This window comes from Pigmentiphaga kullae (assembly GCF_004216695.1).
GTDB classification, from domain to species: Bacteria; Pseudomonadota; Gammaproteobacteria; order Burkholderiales; family Burkholderiaceae_B; genus Pigmentiphaga; species Pigmentiphaga kullae.
The window spans coordinates 653,100-669,735 of the sequence record NZ_SGXC01000003.1 but is presented as its reverse complement, the minus strand read 5'-3'; the positions used below and the strand labels follow the sequence as shown (position 1 = coordinate 669,735).

At 65.6% G+C, this 16,636-nt stretch carries 12 protein-coding genes and 1 pseudogene; 4 read left to right on the top strand and 9 right to left on the bottom strand.

The window, feature by feature from the left end; translation table 11 throughout:
- Window positions 1-10: 10 nt before the first annotated feature.
- From EV675_RS25900 to metE, 5 genes and pseudogenes are all read right to left on the bottom strand, one after another.
- Window positions 11-2,080 carry an FAD-binding oxidoreductase gene (locus tag EV675_RS25900; RefSeq protein WP_130361352.1) on the bottom strand — a complete coding sequence of 690 codons (2,070 nt, stop codon included), beginning with the start codon at window positions 2,078-2,080 and terminating at the stop codon, window positions 11-13.
- Window positions 2,081-2,138: 58 nt separating this feature from the next.
- On the bottom strand, window positions 2,139-2,756 hold the full coding sequence (locus EV675_RS25895; RefSeq protein WP_130361350.1) for a glutathione S-transferase family protein: 618 nt from the start codon (window positions 2,754-2,756) through the stop codon (window positions 2,139-2,141).
- Between the two features lie 146 nt (window positions 2,757-2,902).
- Window positions 2,903-3,001: pseudogene (locus EV675_RS30115) on the bottom strand (LysR family transcriptional regulator); the annotation flags it as partial.
- Between the two features lie 37 nt (window positions 3,002-3,038).
- Window positions 3,039-4,154: a 5-methyltetrahydropteroyltriglutamate--homocysteine S-methyltransferase gene (locus EV675_RS25885; RefSeq protein WP_130361947.1), complete on the bottom strand. Its 1,116-nt coding sequence runs from the start codon at window positions 4,152-4,154 to the stop codon at window positions 3,039-3,041.
- Window positions 4,155-4,161: 7 nt separating this feature from the next.
- Window positions 4,162-6,456 (bottom strand): 5-methyltetrahydropteroyltriglutamate--homocysteine S-methyltransferase, encoded by a 2,295-nt coding sequence (gene metE / locus EV675_RS25880; protein WP_130361348.1) that lies wholly within the window; start codon window positions 6,454-6,456, stop codon window positions 4,162-4,164.
- Window positions 6,457-6,591: 135 nt separating this feature from the next.
- Here metE and EV675_RS25875 point away from each other — a divergent pair, with 135 nt between their 5' ends.
- Together EV675_RS25875 and EV675_RS25870 are read left to right on the top strand one after the other, a co-directional pair.
- Window positions 6,592-7,500 (top strand): LysR family transcriptional regulator, encoded by a 909-nt coding sequence (locus EV675_RS25875; protein WP_130361346.1) that lies wholly within the window; start codon window positions 6,592-6,594, stop codon window positions 7,498-7,500.
- A gap of 67 nt (window positions 7,501-7,567) precedes the next feature.
- On the top strand, window positions 7,568-9,511 hold the full coding sequence (locus tag EV675_RS25870; RefSeq protein ID WP_165404780.1) for a clostripain-related cysteine peptidase: 1,944 nt from the start codon (window positions 7,568-7,570) through the stop codon (window positions 9,509-9,511).
- A 14-nt stretch (window positions 9,512-9,525) separates the two neighbouring features.
- Here EV675_RS25870 and pstB read toward each other — a convergent pair whose 3' ends face one another.
- From pstB to pstS, 4 genes are all read right to left on the bottom strand, one after another.
- Window positions 9,526-10,302, bottom strand: a complete 777-nt coding sequence (gene pstB, locus EV675_RS25865) for a phosphate ABC transporter ATP-binding protein PstB (protein ID WP_124690425.1) — start codon at window positions 10,300-10,302, stop codon at window positions 9,526-9,528.
- Window positions 10,303-10,326: 24 nt separating this feature from the next.
- Window positions 10,327-11,184 (bottom strand): phosphate ABC transporter permease PstA, encoded by an 858-nt coding sequence (pstA, locus tag EV675_RS25860; protein ID WP_242621601.1) that lies wholly within the window; start codon window positions 11,182-11,184, stop codon window positions 10,327-10,329.
- A 9-nt stretch (window positions 11,185-11,193) separates the two neighbouring features.
- Window positions 11,194-12,219 carry a phosphate ABC transporter permease subunit PstC gene (pstC, locus tag EV675_RS25855; RefSeq protein WP_130361342.1) on the bottom strand — a complete coding sequence of 342 codons (1,026 nt, stop codon included), beginning with the start codon at window positions 12,217-12,219 and terminating at the stop codon, window positions 11,194-11,196.
- Between the two features lie 110 nt (window positions 12,220-12,329).
- Window positions 12,330-13,370: a phosphate ABC transporter substrate-binding protein PstS gene (gene pstS, locus EV675_RS25850; protein ID WP_130361340.1), complete on the bottom strand. Its 1,041-nt coding sequence runs from the start codon at window positions 13,368-13,370 to the stop codon at window positions 12,330-12,332.
- A 143-nt stretch (window positions 13,371-13,513) separates the two neighbouring features.
- On the opposite strand from pstS, the gene EV675_RS25845 reads away from it, so the two are divergent.
- Both EV675_RS25845 and EV675_RS25840 read left to right on the top strand, forming a co-directional pair.
- Window positions 13,514-14,386, top strand: a complete 873-nt coding sequence (locus EV675_RS25845) for a helix-turn-helix transcriptional regulator (protein ID WP_130361338.1) — start codon at window positions 13,514-13,516, stop codon at window positions 14,384-14,386.
- A 194-nt stretch (window positions 14,387-14,580) separates the two neighbouring features.
- Complete coding sequence (locus EV675_RS25840; RefSeq protein ID WP_130361945.1) at window positions 14,581-16,635, top strand: TonB-dependent siderophore receptor; 2,055 nt, start codon at window positions 14,581-14,583, stop codon at window positions 16,633-16,635.
- Window position 16,636: the final 1 nt, after the last annotated feature.

Sequence of the window (16,636 nt, the reverse complement as noted above, 5' to 3'; positions counted from 1 at the left end):
CCGGGAATATTCAGAGTGCCAGCTGGATTCGATTCTCGCTTTCGCCCCGTTGAACTGCCGGAACAGCACAACAAATGAGAATCTCATCCTCGCCGACCTTGGCGGTTGGTTCCTTTACGTAAGTCACCGCACCTTTGATCAATCTGGTTCGGCACGTCCCGCAATTGCCTTCACGGCAACTGTATTCGGGCTCCAATCCGCGCGCCTCAGCAAGCTCCAGGAGCGTGCCGGACTCTGGTGTCCAGCGTGCCTCTTTCAGCGAGTTCGTGAACGCAATCGGCACGGATTTCGTGGCTGGCGACAAGCGGACAGGAATTACCGCATGGGAGGTGCCCGTGCGTTCCAACGACGCCGGTCCGAACGCCTCCGCATGGATTCTCTCATCGGCGACGCCGTAGTTCCGCAGGCCGTCGTAGACAGTCTGCGCGAACGACGGAGGGCCGCAGAGATAGAACTCGCAGTCGCCAAGAGCGAGAAAGCGGCGCAGAAGAGGCATGTCTAGACGACCGGGCGCCTCGTAATCGATACCTTCCTCGGCATCGGCAATATCGCTTAGCACACGGATGACTTTGACCGCGCCTTTTGCGGCGGCAACCAGCTCTGCAATCTCGTCATCAAACGCACGCTCCCGCTTTGAGCGCGCGGCATAAAACAGCGTGGCGGGCCGGATACTTTGTCTGCGCACCCCCTCATGGACAATGTGGCGCAGCATCGCAAGCATGGGCGTTATCCCGACGCCACCTGCCATCAGTACTGCCGGGCGACTCGTCCCCGCATCGAGCGTGAACCCCCCCGCTGGCGCCCGTACTTCGATCATGTCGCCCTCATGCAAGTGGTCGTGCAGGTACTGAGATACCAGGCCTTCGCGCTTGACGCTGATTCGGTAGTAGCCATCAGACGGTGCGGCCGACAATGTGTAGGTGCGAATGACCGGCTTATCCGATCCTGCGAGCTTGATGCGTATGGGCAGATACTGGCCCGCCAAATGCGGCAGAAGTCCCGCTCCATCGTCCGTCGACAAATGAAACGATCGGATCGACTCGCTTTCGTGCACGATTCGGCGCACTTTGAGGGCCCGCCACCGGTTTGCTGATTCTACCGCCCGCAACCGCGCGTCCGCTTGCCGCCAATCGCCCGTCATCAACGAACTCTCGGACCAGCCGCCATCCTGAAATTTCCAGCGCAGCGCCAGGCCACCATTTCTGCGCACGATCTTGTGCGGCCGGAATGTCCAAAGCCGCTCCGCGCCTTGAAATGCCGCGATTTCGGGAGAATCGAGGATGACCTCGGCCTGGCCGGTCATCTGGAGCATGTCGCCCGTCTCGAAATCGACGAATAGAAGTCCCGCCTTGCCGTTGAGCAGGATGTTGCCAAGGGTGGCGAAGAACAGATTGCCGTTGAAGTCCGGGATAGTGAGCGTCCCGTCCCGATCCACACGAACGAAGCCAGTCTTGCCCCCGCGATGAGAAACATCGACTTGACGGCGACCTTCGCGCTCGACGTAGGAAGCGACGAAAAAGGCGTCGGCCTTCTCGATCAGTGTCCGCGTCTCCGGGTCAATCGCAGCAAGCTCTTCGACCTGCACCGCGGCGGGCGTGCCCGGATCGCGGTCGAAAGCGAAGTCGCGAAGTTGTATGTAGCGCGGGCAGTTTCCAAAACTCTGATCGACTTCGACCCGGAACCCCTTATCGACGCGGCTTGAGAGCACACCGTTCATGCGATTGCGGCGGCGCGTGTGCATTTCGATACCCAACAGGCCGACCGGAGCCCCTTCGATCATCCCACGGCCCGCCGGATCCGTAGCATCCGGTCGGGTGGCGATATCGAGCGTCGTTCGCGTCGGCGAAGACATGAAGCCCGGCTTGCCTTCAAGAAAGGTCGCCCAGGCATCTCCCTTCGCGTCCACGCTGCCAAGCACGATAAACGGCAATTGAGCGTAGAAGTCGCGGTGTTGGTCGGGCATGAAATCCCGCACGACACGTTGGCCAACCGCTTCCATTCGTTCAGCCACGCCGACCTTCCCTTGGATGAATTTTTCACCCTCGTGCCAGGTAGGCAACTGAGTAGGTTTCTCGGCCATTCTCGCCTCTCAATTTGGGAGCAGAGCAGCGTCATAAGCGTCCGCTCTCAAGTCGCTATCACGCTTTGGCGGCCAGCCCGGCCGGGGTCAGGACGAAGGGGACAAAACCCGGCAATGCTTCAACGCGGCCGAGGAAACCCTTGACGGCGGTGTACGCCGAGAGATCGACATTCCCCTCCGGCGCGCGGGCGATGTAGCTATAGGCGGCGACATCGGCGATGGTCGGATGATCGGCGGCCAGCCATTCACGAGCGGCCAGGTGGCCCTCGAGTTTGGCGAGCAGCGCATGCGCGCGACCGATTACCTCTTCAGCGTTGTAGCCTGCGCCGAACACCGTGATCAGGCGAGCCGCCGCCGGCCCGTAGGCAATCTCGCCGGCAGCCACCGACAGCCAACGCTGGACGGCAGCCGCGCCACGTGCGTCTTCCGGCAACCAGCCGCTTGGGCCGGACTTTTTTGCGAGATAGACGAGGATGGCGTTCGAGTCCGAGATGACAACGCCGTCGTCATCCAGAACCGGCACTTGGCCGAACGAGTTGAGGGCAAGAAACTCGGGCTTCTTGTGTGCCCCCGACATGAGATCGACTTCGACCAGCTCGGCCTTCAAGCCAAGCAGCGATGCGAAAAGAACCACTCGATGGGAGTGGCCCGACATAGGGTGATGATAGATTTTCATGGTCCAGCTCCTGGGGTGGGTTATCGGAGCGGGACAATTCCCGATCCGGGCCGCCAGTGTGGAGCCGAACGATTTTTAGAGGAATAACCTCTGTGCACACTTCTTTATTGCACAGAACAGAATAATATTTCCTGTCGGGATTTGGATCAGTGGCCCGATCTCTCGCGCAAGGACTCAATGAAGCGTTGAGTCTTCGCGGGGAGCAAGCGTGTCTCCGTCATTGCATGTGCCGGCGGTGGCGTGCCGCCCGCCGGGCGCCAAACCGTGGGGGCAAGCCGTCTCCTACTCTTCGCCCCACACCTCGCGCGCCGTCTCCAGCACCAGCCTGAGCTTGTCCCGCTGGGCCGCCACGGCGATGTCGTTGCCATGCACCGTACTGGCGAAGCCACACTGCGGCGACAGCGCGAGCTGCTCCAGCGGCGCGTGGCGCGCCGCTTCGTCGATGCGGCGCTTCAAATCATCCTTGGACTCCAGTTCCCCGAACTTGGTGCTGACCAGGCCCAGCACCGCGACCTTGCCCTTGGGCAGGAAGCGCAACGGCCGGAAGTCGCCGCTGCGGTCGTCGTCGTATTCCAGGAAGTAGGCGTCGACGTTCATTTCGGCCAGCAAGGCCTCGGCCACTGGCTCGTAACCGCCGCTGGCGGCGAAGGTGCTCTTGAAGTTGCCCCGGCACAGGTGGATGGCCAGGACCATGCCTTCGGGCTTGTAGGCCGCCACCTTGTTGATGAACCGGGCGTAGCGGTGCGGCAGTTCGTCGGGGTCGTCGCCCCGGCCGGTGGCGGCGGCGCGCATGCGGGCGTCGCACAGGTAGGCCAGGTTGGTGTCGTCGAACTGTACGTAGCGGCAGCCGGCCGCCGCCAGCGATTTCAGTTCGTCGCCATAGGCGCGGGCGACGTCGTCGTAGAAGTCGGGCTCGAGCTCGGGATAATGCCGCGTGCTGATGCCGGCGCGGCCGCCGCGAAAATGCAGCATGGTGGGCGACGGGATCGCCACCTTGCCGACGCTGCCGGGTGCCAGCTGGCTGTGCAGGTATTCGAAGTCGGCGCGCTGGATGTCGGCCAGGTGGCGCACCTTGTCGACCACGCTGATGACGGGCGGCGCGAGTTCGGTCTTGCCGTCGGGCCGCTGCACCGCGACCGGCTCGCCGCTGGACACGCCGCCCAGCCGGCGCAGGAAGTCGACGTGGAAATAGGTCCGGCGGAACTCGCCATCGGTAATGCTTTTCAGGCCGACGTCTTCCTGGAATCTGACGATTTCGGCGATGGCGCGGTCTTCGACGCGCCGCAGTTCCTCGGCCGTGATCGCGCCCTGGGCATGGCGTTCGCGCGCCTCGATCAGGTAGGCGGGACGCAGGAAGCTGCCGACGTGGTCGGCGCGGAACGGGGGGTTCAGGGGCATCATGCTCTTACCTCGCTTCGCCGCGCAGCGTGCGGGCGGCGGCCACCATGTTGGTCAGCGCCGGGACGACCTCGGCCCACTGGCGGGTCTTCAGGCCGCAGTCGGGATTGACCCACAGGCGTTCGGCCGGCACGCGCTCGGCCGCCTTGCGCATCAGTTGCACGATGTGCTCCTGGGTCGGGATGTTGGGCGAGTGGATGTCGTAGACGCCCGGCCCGATTTCGTTCGGGTACTTGAAGTCGTCGAACGCATCCAGCAGTTCCATGTCGGAACGCGAGGTCTCGATGGTGATCACGTCCGCGTCCATGTCGGCGATGGCCTGGATGATGTCGTTGAATTCGGAATAACACATGTGGGTGTGGATCTGGGTCTCGTCGCGCACGCCGTTGGCGGTGATGCGGAAGGACTCCACGGCCCAGCCCAGGTATTCGCTCCATTGCGCGCGGCGCAGCGGCAGCCCTTCGCGCAGCGCGGCCTCGTCGATCTGGATCACGCTGATGCCGGCGCGCTCCAGGTCCAGGACTTCGGCGCGGATGGCCAGCGCGAGTTGGCGGCATGAGTCCGCGCGCGGCTGGTCGTCGCGCACGAAGGACCAGTTCAGGATGGTGACCGGTCCGGTCAGCATGCCCTTCATCGGCTTGTCGGTCAGCGACTGGGCGTACTTGATCCACTCGACGGTCATCGCTTGGGGGCGGCTGATGTCGCCGAACAGGATCGGCGGCTTCACGCAGCGGGATCCGTAGGACTGCACCCAGCCGAACTGGCTGAACACGTAGCCCTCGAGCTGTTCGCCGAAATATTCGACCATGTCGTTACGCTCGGCTTCGCCGTGCACCAGCACGTCCAGGCCCAGGGCCTCCTGCTCGCGCACGCTGCGGCCGATCTCGGCCCGCATCGCGGCCTGGTAGCCGGCCTCGTCCAGCGTGCCGGCCTTGTACTGGCTGCGCGCCTGGCGGATCTCGGCGGTCTGCGGAAACGAACCGATGGTGGTGGTCGGGAAGGCCGGCAGCTTCAGCAGCGCGGCCTGCCTGGCGGCCCGCTGGGCGTAGGCGTGCTGGCGGCGCCCCATGTCGGCGGTCAGGCGCGCGACGGCCTCCTTGACGGCCGGGTTATGCACGCGTGGCGACGCGCGCCGTGCCTCGATCGCGTCGCGATTGGCGTACAGCGCCGTCTGCGCGGCAATGCGCCCCTCGCGCAGCGCGACGGCCAGTACCTTCAGTTCGTCCAATTTCTGCAGCGCGAAGGCCAGCCACGGCTTGACCTCGGGATCCAGCTTCCGTTCGCTGTCCAGGTCCACCGGCACGTGCAGCAGCGAGCACGACGGCGCTATCCACAGGCGCTCGCCCAGTTGCGCGGCCACCGGCACCAGCCAGTCCAGCACGCCGTTCAGGTCGGTTTTCCAGATGTTGCGGCCGTTGATCACGCCCAGCGACACCACGCTATCGGCCGGCAGGCCGGCGATCAGCGGCTCGACTTCCGCGCGCGCGTTGACCGCGTCCAGATGCACGCCCTGCACCGGCAGCTCGCACACCAGCGGCAGGTTCTCCTGGAGCTGGCCGAAATACGTGGCCAGCAGCAACTTCGCCGGACCGCCGGCGAACGCGGCATAGGCGGTGCGGAAGGCTTCGCGCCAGGCGGAGGCCAGTTCGGTGACCAGCACCGGCTCGTCGATCTGCACCCATTCGGCCCCCTGGGCGGCCAGCGTCGCCAGCAGTTCGACATAGGCGGGCAAGAGACGCGGCAACAGCGCGAGCTTGTCCGAATCGTCCTTGGCCTTGCCCAGCCACAGGTAGGTGACGGGGCCGATGACGACCGGCTTGGCCTTGATGCCCTGCGCGCGGGCTTCGGCCAGTTGCTCGACGTAGCGCGAGGCGTCCAGCGTGAACGTCGTGTCGGCCGTGAACTCGGGGACGATGTAGTGGTAGTTCGTGTCGAACCACTTCGTCATTTCGCCGGCGGCGACGCCGCCGCAGCAGGCGGCGTGGGCGTCCGCGGATTCGGCAGAGCGGCCGCGCGCGACGCGGAAATAATTGTCCAGCGCATCGCCATGGAAACCCTGCACGCGCGCGGGCAGGTTGCCCAGCGTGAAGCTCATGTCCAGCACCTGGTCATAGAACGCGAAATCGCCCACCGGCGCCAGATCCAGATCCTTCTGGCTGGCCCAGTTCAACTGGCGCAGTTGCGCGCCGAGCGCCTTCAGTTCGTCGCGCGAGGCCTCGCCTTTCCAGTAGCGCTCGAGCCCGAACTTGAGCTCGCGCTTGGCGCCTATGCGCGGGAAACCGAGGTTGTGAGTGGTGACCATGTGACCTGCCATCCGATGAATGAGTACGCGAAACGACGCGGGAAGGCAGTCATGATAGGGACATTAATCAATGAAATAAAATGGCATTATTTCATTTATCCATTATATTTATTCATTCATTGCCGGTAAGGCCCCATGCTCGAACGCATACACCTCGTCATCATCCGGGAAGTCGACCGCCAGGGGTCGCTGACCGCCGCCGCGGGCACGCTGCATCTGACGCAGTCCGCGCTCAGCCACACCGTCAAGAAGATCGAGCAGCAGCTCGGCACGCCCATCTGGGACCGCGAAGGCCGCAGCCTGCGGCTGACCCAGGCCGGCCAGTACCTGCTGTCGCTGGCCGAGCGGCTGCTGCCGCAGTTCGAACACGCCGAGGCGCGCATGAAGCAGTACGCCGCGGGCGAACGCGGTACCCTGCGCATCGGCATGGAGTGCCACCCCTGCTACCAGTGGCTGCTCAAGGTGGTTTCGCCTTATCTGGCGCGCTGGCCCGACGTGGACGTGGACGTCAAGCAGCGCTTCCAGTTCGGCGGCATAGGCGCCCTGTTCGGCTACGACATCGACATACTCGTCACACCCGATCCGCTCAAGCGTCCCGGCCTGCGCTTCGATCCGGTGTTCGACTACGAACAGGTGCTGGTGGTGGCGGAAGACCATCCCTTCGCCGCGCAGCGCTACGTCAAGCCCGAACAGCTCGTGGACGAAACGCTGATCACCTATCCGGTCGAGACCGACCGCCTGGACATCTACAACCAGTTCCTGCGCCCCGCCGGCGTCGCGCCGCGCCGGCACAAGACCATAGAGACGACGGACATCATGCTGCAGATGGTGGCCAGCAACCGCGGCGTGGCGGCCTTGCCGCGCTGGCTGGCCGAGGAATACGCCGACCGCATGCCCGTGGCCAGCGTGAAGCTGGGCAAGGAAGGCATCGCCAAGCAGATATTCCTGGGCACGCGCGAGGCCGACGCGGGCATCGACTACCTGGCCTCGTTCGTGGACTATGCGCGGGCATCGATGGCACAGGCGCCACGCCCGAGACGCTGAGACCTCGCCGATTGCTTTGGATAGTGTTACAAAATGCTTCCAAAACAATCAACAAGAGGATCGTCGCATGCCCACCCCCGATTTCCCGGCTTTCCGCCTCTTCGCGGCCCGCCTGCGATCGACCTTCGCCATCGCGGCGCTGGCCCTGCTCGTCGTCAGTTGCGGGGGATCCGGCAGCCAGCCCGCCGCCAAGGCCGACGTCACCCTGCTCGTCTACATGATGGGCACCAATCTCGAAAGCGAGGACGGCTCGGGCACCAGCAACATCGACGAGATGCGGAGCGTCGCGCCCAGCGACCGGGTCAACGTCGTGCTGGCCACAGGCGCCGCCGACAAGGACGGCTGGCGCACCGTCCAGCGCAAGCGCGTGCGCGGCCAGCAGGTCGACGTGCTGGACGACCTGGGCAACGTGGACATGGGCAGCGCCCAGACCTTGCAGGACTTCGTGTCCTGGGGCATGAAGACCTACCCGGCCGAGCGGACCATGCTGGTTCTATGGGACCACGGCGGCGGCCCTAATCGCGGCATAGGGGCCGATCCCTTCACCCACAATTCCCTGTCGCTGGACGACATACGCGGCGCCATCGCCCCCGCCACGCAGGCCGCCGGACGCAAGCTCGCGCTGGTCGGCTTCGACGCCTGCCTGATGGGCTCGGTCGAGGTCGCCCAGGCGCTGGCCCCCTACGCCGACTACATGATCGGATCGCAGGAACTCGAACCCGGCGCCGGCCAGGACTGGGCCGCGCTGCTGTCGCACCTGACCCGCTCCCCCACCGACAGCACCGCGGCCTTCGGCCGCACCATCGTCGATGCCTTCATCGCCAAGCAGTTGAAGGACGACCCGGCCGCCGAAGCCACGCTGTCGCTGATCGACCTCGGCCGGATAGACGGCGTGGGCGCGGCGCTGGCCGACATCGCCGCCACGCTGAACGGACAACTGGCCGCCGATCCGGTGCAAACCTGGATCGACATCGCCGAGGCGCGCACCCGGGCCTTCATCTTCGGCTCCGTCCTCTTGTCGCCCGGACCGGCGGAGCTGGTCGACCTGCACATGTTCGACTGGGGCAGCCTCAGGCTGGCCGACGGACAGCGGGAGCGGCTGGCTCAGGCCCTGGAACAAGCGGTGGTCCACCAGAAACACACCGCGGCCTTCTCCAATCTCTCGGGCCTGACGTTCTACCTGCCGCAGCGCGTGGCCGAGACCGCGGCCGACACGCGCACCTACACCTCGCTGTCCTTCGTCTCCTCGACCCAGCGTGGCTTCATCCGGCAGCATTCCGACATCGGCCTCGACGACACCCGGCTGCCGCTGCCCACTCTGGGCGTCATCGACTGGCACGACGGCACCCCGCAGGCCCCGACCTCGGTCCAGGCACCGTTGAACGCCGTGGATCGCGCGCTGGTGGCCCAGGATTTCGCCGCGGTCCAGAACGCCGACGGATGGATCACCGCCCTCAAGCCCCTGACGGAAAGCACCGTCGACCGGCTCGTCGATACGTCCTTCATGCAGGGCTGGTTCCAGTTGGACGATACCGGCACACCGGTCTACTTCTCCGCGCTGCCGGATGGCATACGCTTCGCCATCGACTCCCCCGAGAACTTCCTGGTCCCCGTCACCCTGCGCAACGACACCCCCGACGACGATCTTCCCGACGGCGACCCGCGCCGCCTGCAACGAGGCTTGCTGATCGTGTCGGACGCGGCCGAACCCGGCGTGCTGCGCATCACCGGATTCCTGAACGCCCTGGGGAACAACTATTCCGCCGGCGTGGCGCGTCCGCAGGGCCTGCCCGACGAGGCCTCGGTGCAGCCACTCTGGCTGGCCCAGGACGAAAACAATCTCGGCCACTGGGCCGCACCGCAGGCCAGCGCGGCGGTGCCGTTCGTACCGGTCACCCACAACCAGCAGATATCCCGCGGCACTCGCGACCGCCTGCCCTCGGGCGCCCACGCCCGCATGGGCATCGTCGACGTGCGGGGCTGGATCAGCCTGGATACGCTGGTCTACTAGCCGGTGCGCAAGACTCAGCCGAAGCGGCCGGTGATGTAGTCTTCCGTCGCCTTCTTGGTCGGCTTGATGAAGATCTGGTCCGTCACGCCGAACTCGACCAGCTCGCCCAGGTACATGTAGGCGGTGTAGTCCGAACAGCGCGCCGCCTGCTGCATGTTGTGGGTGACGATGACCACCGTGTAGTCGTTCTTCAGTTCGGCGATCAGTTCCTCGATCTTGGCCGTGGAGATCGGATCCAGCGCCGAGCAGGGTTCGTCCAGCAGCAGGACCTCGGGCTTGATCGCGATGCCGCGCGCGATGCACAGGCGCTGCTGCTGCCCCCCCGACAGGCTGTGGCCGCTCTGGTGCAGCTTGTTCTTGGCCTCTTCCCACAGCGCGGCCTTGGTCAGCGCCCATTCCACGCGCTCGTCCATCTCGCCCTTGCTCAGGTTCTCGAACAGACGCACGCCGAAGGCGATGTTGTCGTAGATGCTCATCGGGAACGGCGTGGGCTTCTGGAACACCATACCGACCTTGGCGCGGATCAGCGAGATGTCCATCTTCGAGGTCAGCAGGTTCTCGCCGTCCATGTTGATCTGGCCTTCGGCGCGCTGTTCCGGATAGAGCTCGAACATGCGGTTGAAGGTGCGCAGCAGCGTCGACTTGCCGCAGCCCGACGGGCCGATGAAGGCCGTGACCTGCTTCTCGGGGATCTGCATGCTGACGTTGCGCAGGGCGTGGAATTTCCCGTAGTAGAAGTTCAGGTTCTTGACTTCCAGCTTGGGATTCGAAATGTTGGCGATGTTTTCCATGGCGTGTCCGGTTTGTCGCGGGCGTCAGGCGGCCTGTTTGCGGAACATGATGCGGGCAATGATGTTGATGGCCAGGACCAGCAGCGTGATCAGCGTCGCGCCGGCCCAGGCCAGGCGTTGCCAGTCGGCGAAGGGGCTCATCGCGAACTGGAAGATCGTGACGGGCAGGTTGGCCATGGGGGCGTTCATGTTGAACGACAGGAACTGGTTGTTCAGCGCGGTGAACAGCAGCGGCGCGGTCTCGCCGGCGATGCGGGCCACGGCCAGCAGGATGCCGGTGACGATGCCCGAGCGCGCGGCGCGATAGCACACCATGGTGATCATCTTCCAGTGCGGGCAGCCCAGCGCGATGCAGGCTTCGCGCAGGCTGTTGGGCACCAGCTTGAGCATGTCGTCGGTGGTGCGGACCACGACCGGGATCACGATCACGGCCAGGGCCAGCGTGCCCGCCCAGCCCGAGAAGTGCTGGATGCGCGCGACGAACACGGTGTAGATGAACAGGCCGATCACGATCGACGGCGCCGACAGCAGCACGTCGTTGATGAAGCGCGTGGCCGGGGCCAGCCAGCCGCGCTGGCCGTACTCGGCCAGGTAGGTGCCGGCCAGGATGCCGATGGGGGTGCCGATCAGCGTGCCCATGCCGGCCATCATGACGCTGCCCAGCAGCGCGTTGAGCAGGCCGCCGTTCTGCCCGGGGGGCGGCGTGATCTCGGTGAACAGCGCAGGCGAGATCGCCGCGGCGCCCTTGGACAGCAGGGTCAGGATGATCCAGAACAGCCAGAAGAGGCCGAACACCAGGGCGACCGCCGACAGGGTCAGCATGACCTTGTTGGTCAGCCGGCGGCGGCGGTAGACGGTGTTCTGCATGGTGATGACGGACATCGCGGCTCCTTAGGACCGGGCGCCTTCGCTCTTCGCCAGGCGCAGCAGCAGGAGCTTCGAGCAGGCGAGCACGACGGTGGTGATGAGGAAAAGGATCAGGCCCAGCTCGATCAGCGCCGACAGGTGCACGTCGTCGGAAGCCTCGGCGAATTCGTTGGCCAGGGACGAGGCGATCGAGTTGCCCGGCGCGAACAGCGAGCCGGACAGCCGGTAGGCGTTGCCGATGACGAAGGTGACGGCCATGGTCTCGCCCAGCGCGCGGCCCAGTCCCAGCATGATGCCGCCGACCACGCCGACCTTGGTGAACGGCAGCACCACGCGGGAGACGACCTCCCAGGTGGTCGCGCCCAGCCCGTAGGCCGATTCCTTCAGCATGGCGGGAACGAGCTCGAACACGTCACGCATCACGGCGGTGATGAAGGGAATGATCATCACGGCCAGGATGATGCCGGCGGTGAACACGCCTATGCCGAAGGCCGGACCCTGGAACAGGATGCCGGCGCCCGGGATGTTGCCCAGCGTGGCGATCAGGAAGGGCTGCACGTACTGCTTGAACAGCGGGGCGAAGATGAACAGGCCCCACATGCCGTAGATGATGGAGGGGATCGCCGCCAGCATCTCGATGGCGGTCCCGAGCGGCCGGCGCAGCCAGGTGGGCGACAGCTCGGTCAGGAACAGCGCGATGCCGAACGACACGGGCACCGCGATCAGCAGGGCGATGGCCGAGGTGACCAGCGTGCCGACGATGGGCACCAGCGCGCCGTATTCATTGTTGACCGGATCCCATTCCGAGGACCACAGGAACGAGATGCCGTATTTCTCGAGCGTGATCTGGCTGCCCACGACCAGCGACACCAGGATGGCGGCCAGCAGGCTCAGCACGGCAAAGGCGAAGAACCGGGTCAGGTTCTTGAACAACGCGTCCATGGCCGCGTTACGGTTTTTCTTCATCGGGGGCGTATTCCCGGTAGTAGTCGGCTCGGAGGAAGAATTTCCTCGAATCTCGCCCGAAATGTTATCAAGGACCGCGCTCATGGGAGTTTCCGGAAAGGGAGACAGGTCGACCCCGGGGGCCTGGAGACGCGAAAAACGGGGCGGACGACTCTGCCCGGCCCCGTTTCACGCCACTATGGCACCTCGGCGGATCAGTACAGCGATTTGCCGCTGGCGTCCTTGATGTCGGACTTCCACAGCGAGCGGATCTGCGTCGTCACCGCGTCGGGCAGCGCCACGTAGTCCAGCTCGGAAGCCGATTTCTTGCCGTTCTTGAAGGCCCAGTCGAAGAACTTCAGGACTTCGGCGCCTTGCGTCGGCTTGTCCTGGGCCTTGTGCATCAGGATGAAGGTGGCGCTGGTGATGGGCCAGCTCTTCTCGCCCGGCTCGTTGTTCAGGATCACGCCCATGCCCGGCGCGCTCTTCCAGTCGGCGTTCGCGGCGGCGGCGGCGAAGGCGGCCTCTTCCGGCTGGACGAACTTGCCGTCCTTGTTCTGGACCTGGCCGTGCGACAGCTTATTCTGCTTGGCGTAGGCGTATTCGACGTAGCCGATGGCGCCGGCGAACTGCTTGACGTAGTTGGCGACGCCTTCGTTGCCCTTGCCACCCTGGCCGGCGGGCCACTTGACGGCCTTGCCTTCACCCACGGTCGACTTCCAGTCGGCGGAAACCTTGGACAGGTAGTTGGTCCAGCCGAAGGTCGTGCCCGAACCGTCCGAACGGTGGACGACGATGATGTCGGCGGCGGGCAGGTTCACGCCGGGGTTCAGCTTGGCGATGGCCTCGTCGTTCCACTTCTTGACCTTGCCCAGGTAGATGTCGGCCAACAGCGCGCCGGTGAACTTCAGCTGGCCGGGCTGGATGCCTTGCAGGTTGACGACGGGAACGATGCCGCCGATCACGGCGGGGAACTGGACCAGGCCGTTCTTTTCCAGGTCGGCGCCGCTCATGGGATCATCCGAGGCGCCGAAATCCACGGTCTTGGCGATGATCTGCTTCTGGCCGCCGCCCGAACCGATGGACTGGTAGTTCACGGTGTTGCCCGTGGCGGCCTTGTAATCCGAGGCCCACTTGGCGTAGATGGGGTAAGGGAACGACGCGCCGGCACCGGTGATATCGGCGGCGTGCGCGGACAACGCGGCAACGCCCAGCACGACGCCCACCGAAACTTGCTTGAATACGAGTTTGAACATTTGCAGGTCCTCTGCTTTTGTGGGAGGTAAAGCTCACGACGGCGTCAGATTACGTAGCAAATATGACATGACCATGACAGCACACATGACGGTCATGGAGCGGGCATGTAAAATCAGGAACGATTCTCATTCAATATAAAGCCATGCCCGCTCCGGTGCCCGAACAGTGGCATGTCCCCGCCGTGACCGCCTCGCTGTCCATCAGCGGCGGTATCTTGCGCGCGGATCACGACCAGGCCATTACCGAGCAGAACGAAGCCGGCTTGAAGCTGGTCCTGCTGCTGGGCGGGGAACTGCGTTATTCGATGCAAAAACACCGGCAGGTGGGCCTGAAGGGTCCCGCCGTCCACCTCAGCCTGAGCCGCAGCCCCTTCACGGTCAGCCATGCCTTCCATGCCGCCTCGCCGCTGCGCTACGTGGCCGTGCGCATGCCCGAGCAAGCGCTGCAGGAAGGCCTGGACCTCGACATCGGCCGGCATGCCCGGCAGCGCAACGGCGCCGATGCCCCGTTCTTCCTCGACCGGCAGGCCAACCGGATCCTGCAGGCCCTGGGCCGGCAACTGCTGGCCTGCCCCCTGCGCGGCAACCTGCGCGACCTCTACCTGGCCGGCAAGGCCCTGGAATTGACCGCCACCGTGCTGGCCGGCCTGGAACTCGCGCCCGCCGCCGGGCCGGCCCAGGCCGATGCGCTCATGCTGTCGCCGCGCCAGCTCGACGCGCTGCACGAGGCCCGCGCCCGGCTGCTCGAACGGCTTGCCGAGCCGCCTGGCCTGGCAGCCCTGGGGCGCCAGGTCGGCCTGAACGTCACGACGCTTACGCGGGGGTTCCGGGCCGTGTTCGGCTGCAGCGTCTATCAATTCGTGCGCGACCAGCGCCTCGAGTTCGCCTATCGCATGCTGGCCGCCGGCCAGTGCACCGTGGCCCAGGCCGCCTTCGCCGCCGGCTACAGCGACTCGCACTTCTCCAAGGTTTTCCAGAAACGCTTCGGCATCGCGCCGCGCGGACTGCGCCGCTAGCCGCGGATACCCTCGATCGCCAGAGTGATACCGGCAATCGCCAATTCGCATCCGGCTCCCTCCCTAGAATTTATGAGATTGATTCTCAATTCATAAAAAGGGAGAGGGTCTTCGTGGATACCCGCAAGCCATTTCATTCCCGGCCGGGCGCATGGCGCCCCGGCCTGCCCCGCACCGCCCTGGCCACGGCCATCATGCTGCTGGGCGCGGGGGTCCATGCCCAGTCCGCGCCCGAGCCGCCGGCCAGCACGCTGCCCGCGGTCACCGTCACGGGCGGCGCGGATACGCCGTCGTCGCTGCTCAAGACGTCGCAGTCCGCCAAGGAAACGCCGCAATCGATCACCGTCATCGACCGCGAGCGCATGCAGCAACAGAACCTGCAGACGCTGGAAGAAGTGCTGCAGCAGGCGCCCGGCATCACTGTCCAGCCCTATCAGCAGCTCACCACGGGCTATTACGCCCGGGGCTTCAAGATCGATTCTTTCCAGCAGGACGGCGTGCCCGTGCTCATGGGCCAGACGGCCGGCGCGCCGGAGGACATGGGCATGTACGAACGGGTGGAGATCCTGCGCGGCGCCAATGGCCTGCTCCAGGGCACGGGCAACCCGGCCGCCACCGTCAACCTCGTGCCCAAGCGGGCGCCGCGGCAGTTCGGCGCGCGCGGCGCGCTGACCGCCGGCAGCTGGAACCGCTACCGCGCCGAGGCGGACGTGGGCGGCCCGGTGAACGAGAGCGGCAGCCTGCGCGCCAGGATGGTGGCCAGCCACGAGGACCGCGATTTCTTCTACGACGTGGCCGGCCAGAAATCCACCAACCTGTACGGCACGGCCGAACTCGACCTGGGCCCCGACACCGTGCTTTCCGTGGGCGTCCACCATCAGCGCATCCGTTCGATCACCAACATGGCCGGCGTGCCCTTCTACCGCGACGGCCGCGACATCGGCCTGCCGCGCTCGACCTACCTGGATGTCGCCTGGGACCGCTTCAACTGGGACAACACGCGGCTGTTCGCCGGCCTGGAGCATGCGTTCGCCAATGGCTGGACGGCCAGGCTCAACGTCAACCACCTGAGCGGCGACGCCGACCTGAAATATGCCGGCGCCAATGGCGCGGTCGACCCCGCGACGGGCGCCGGTCCGCGCCTGACGGGCGGCGCCTATGAGTTCGACAACCGCCAGACCAGCGCCGACGGGTATCTGAATGGCCCGTTCACGCTGTTCGGCCGACGGCACGAGGCGCTGATCGGGGTCAACCACCTGCGCACCCGCACCGAGCAGTTCTCGGCCAACTTCCTGACGCCGGTCGGCGTGCCGGTGGACGTCTGGAACTGGGATCCGCACAGCGTGCCCGAACCGGCGGTCGGCTCCTACACGTCGCGCGGACCGACGCGCATGGTCCAGTCTGGCCTCTACGCGATGGGCCGGTTCTCGCTGGCCGACCCCCTCAAGCTGATCCTGGGGGGACGGGTGAGCCGATGGAAACAGGACACCGCTTCGGCCAGTTCGCGCCTGAGCAGCGAGTTCACGCCCTATGGCGGCCTGGTGCTGGACATCTCCCCGCAGTGGGCGCTTTACGCCAGCTACGCGCAGGTCTTCCAGCCCCAGACGCAGACCACGTGGGAGGGCGGCATGCTCGACCCGGTGCAGGGCAGCAACCGCGAGGTCGGCATCAAGGGCGGCCTGCTGGACGGGCGGCTGGACACCAGCGTGGCACTCTTCGACATCCGGCAGCGCAACCGCGCACAGACCGACCCAGCGCATCCGTGCGCGGGCGCCGTCTGCTACTACATCGCCGGCGGCGAGGTCGAGAGCCGCGGGATCGAGGCGGAAGTCAACGGCCGGGTCATGCCGGGGCTGGACCTGTCGCTGGGCTATACCTACAACGCCACGGAGTACCTGAAGGACGCCCAGTCGCAGGGGCAGCCCTTCGCCCGTTTCACGCCCAAGCACATCTTCAGGCTGTGGGCGAACACCGTCCTGCCCGGGAACGACGGCCGCCTTAGCGCGGGCGCGGGCATCCAGGCGCAAAGCGCCTACACCGTGCAGTCCGGCGGCGTGACCCTGCGCCAGGGCGGCTATGCCCTGGCCAGCCTGCGGATCGGCTACCGCATCAACAAGCACATGAGCGCGGCGCTGCACGTCAACAACCTGTTCGACAGGCGCTACTACCAGAGCCTGTCCGGCACCAGCTGGAACAACCGCTACGGCGAACCCCGCAGCGTGGCGCTGACGCTGCGCATGGAGTACTAGG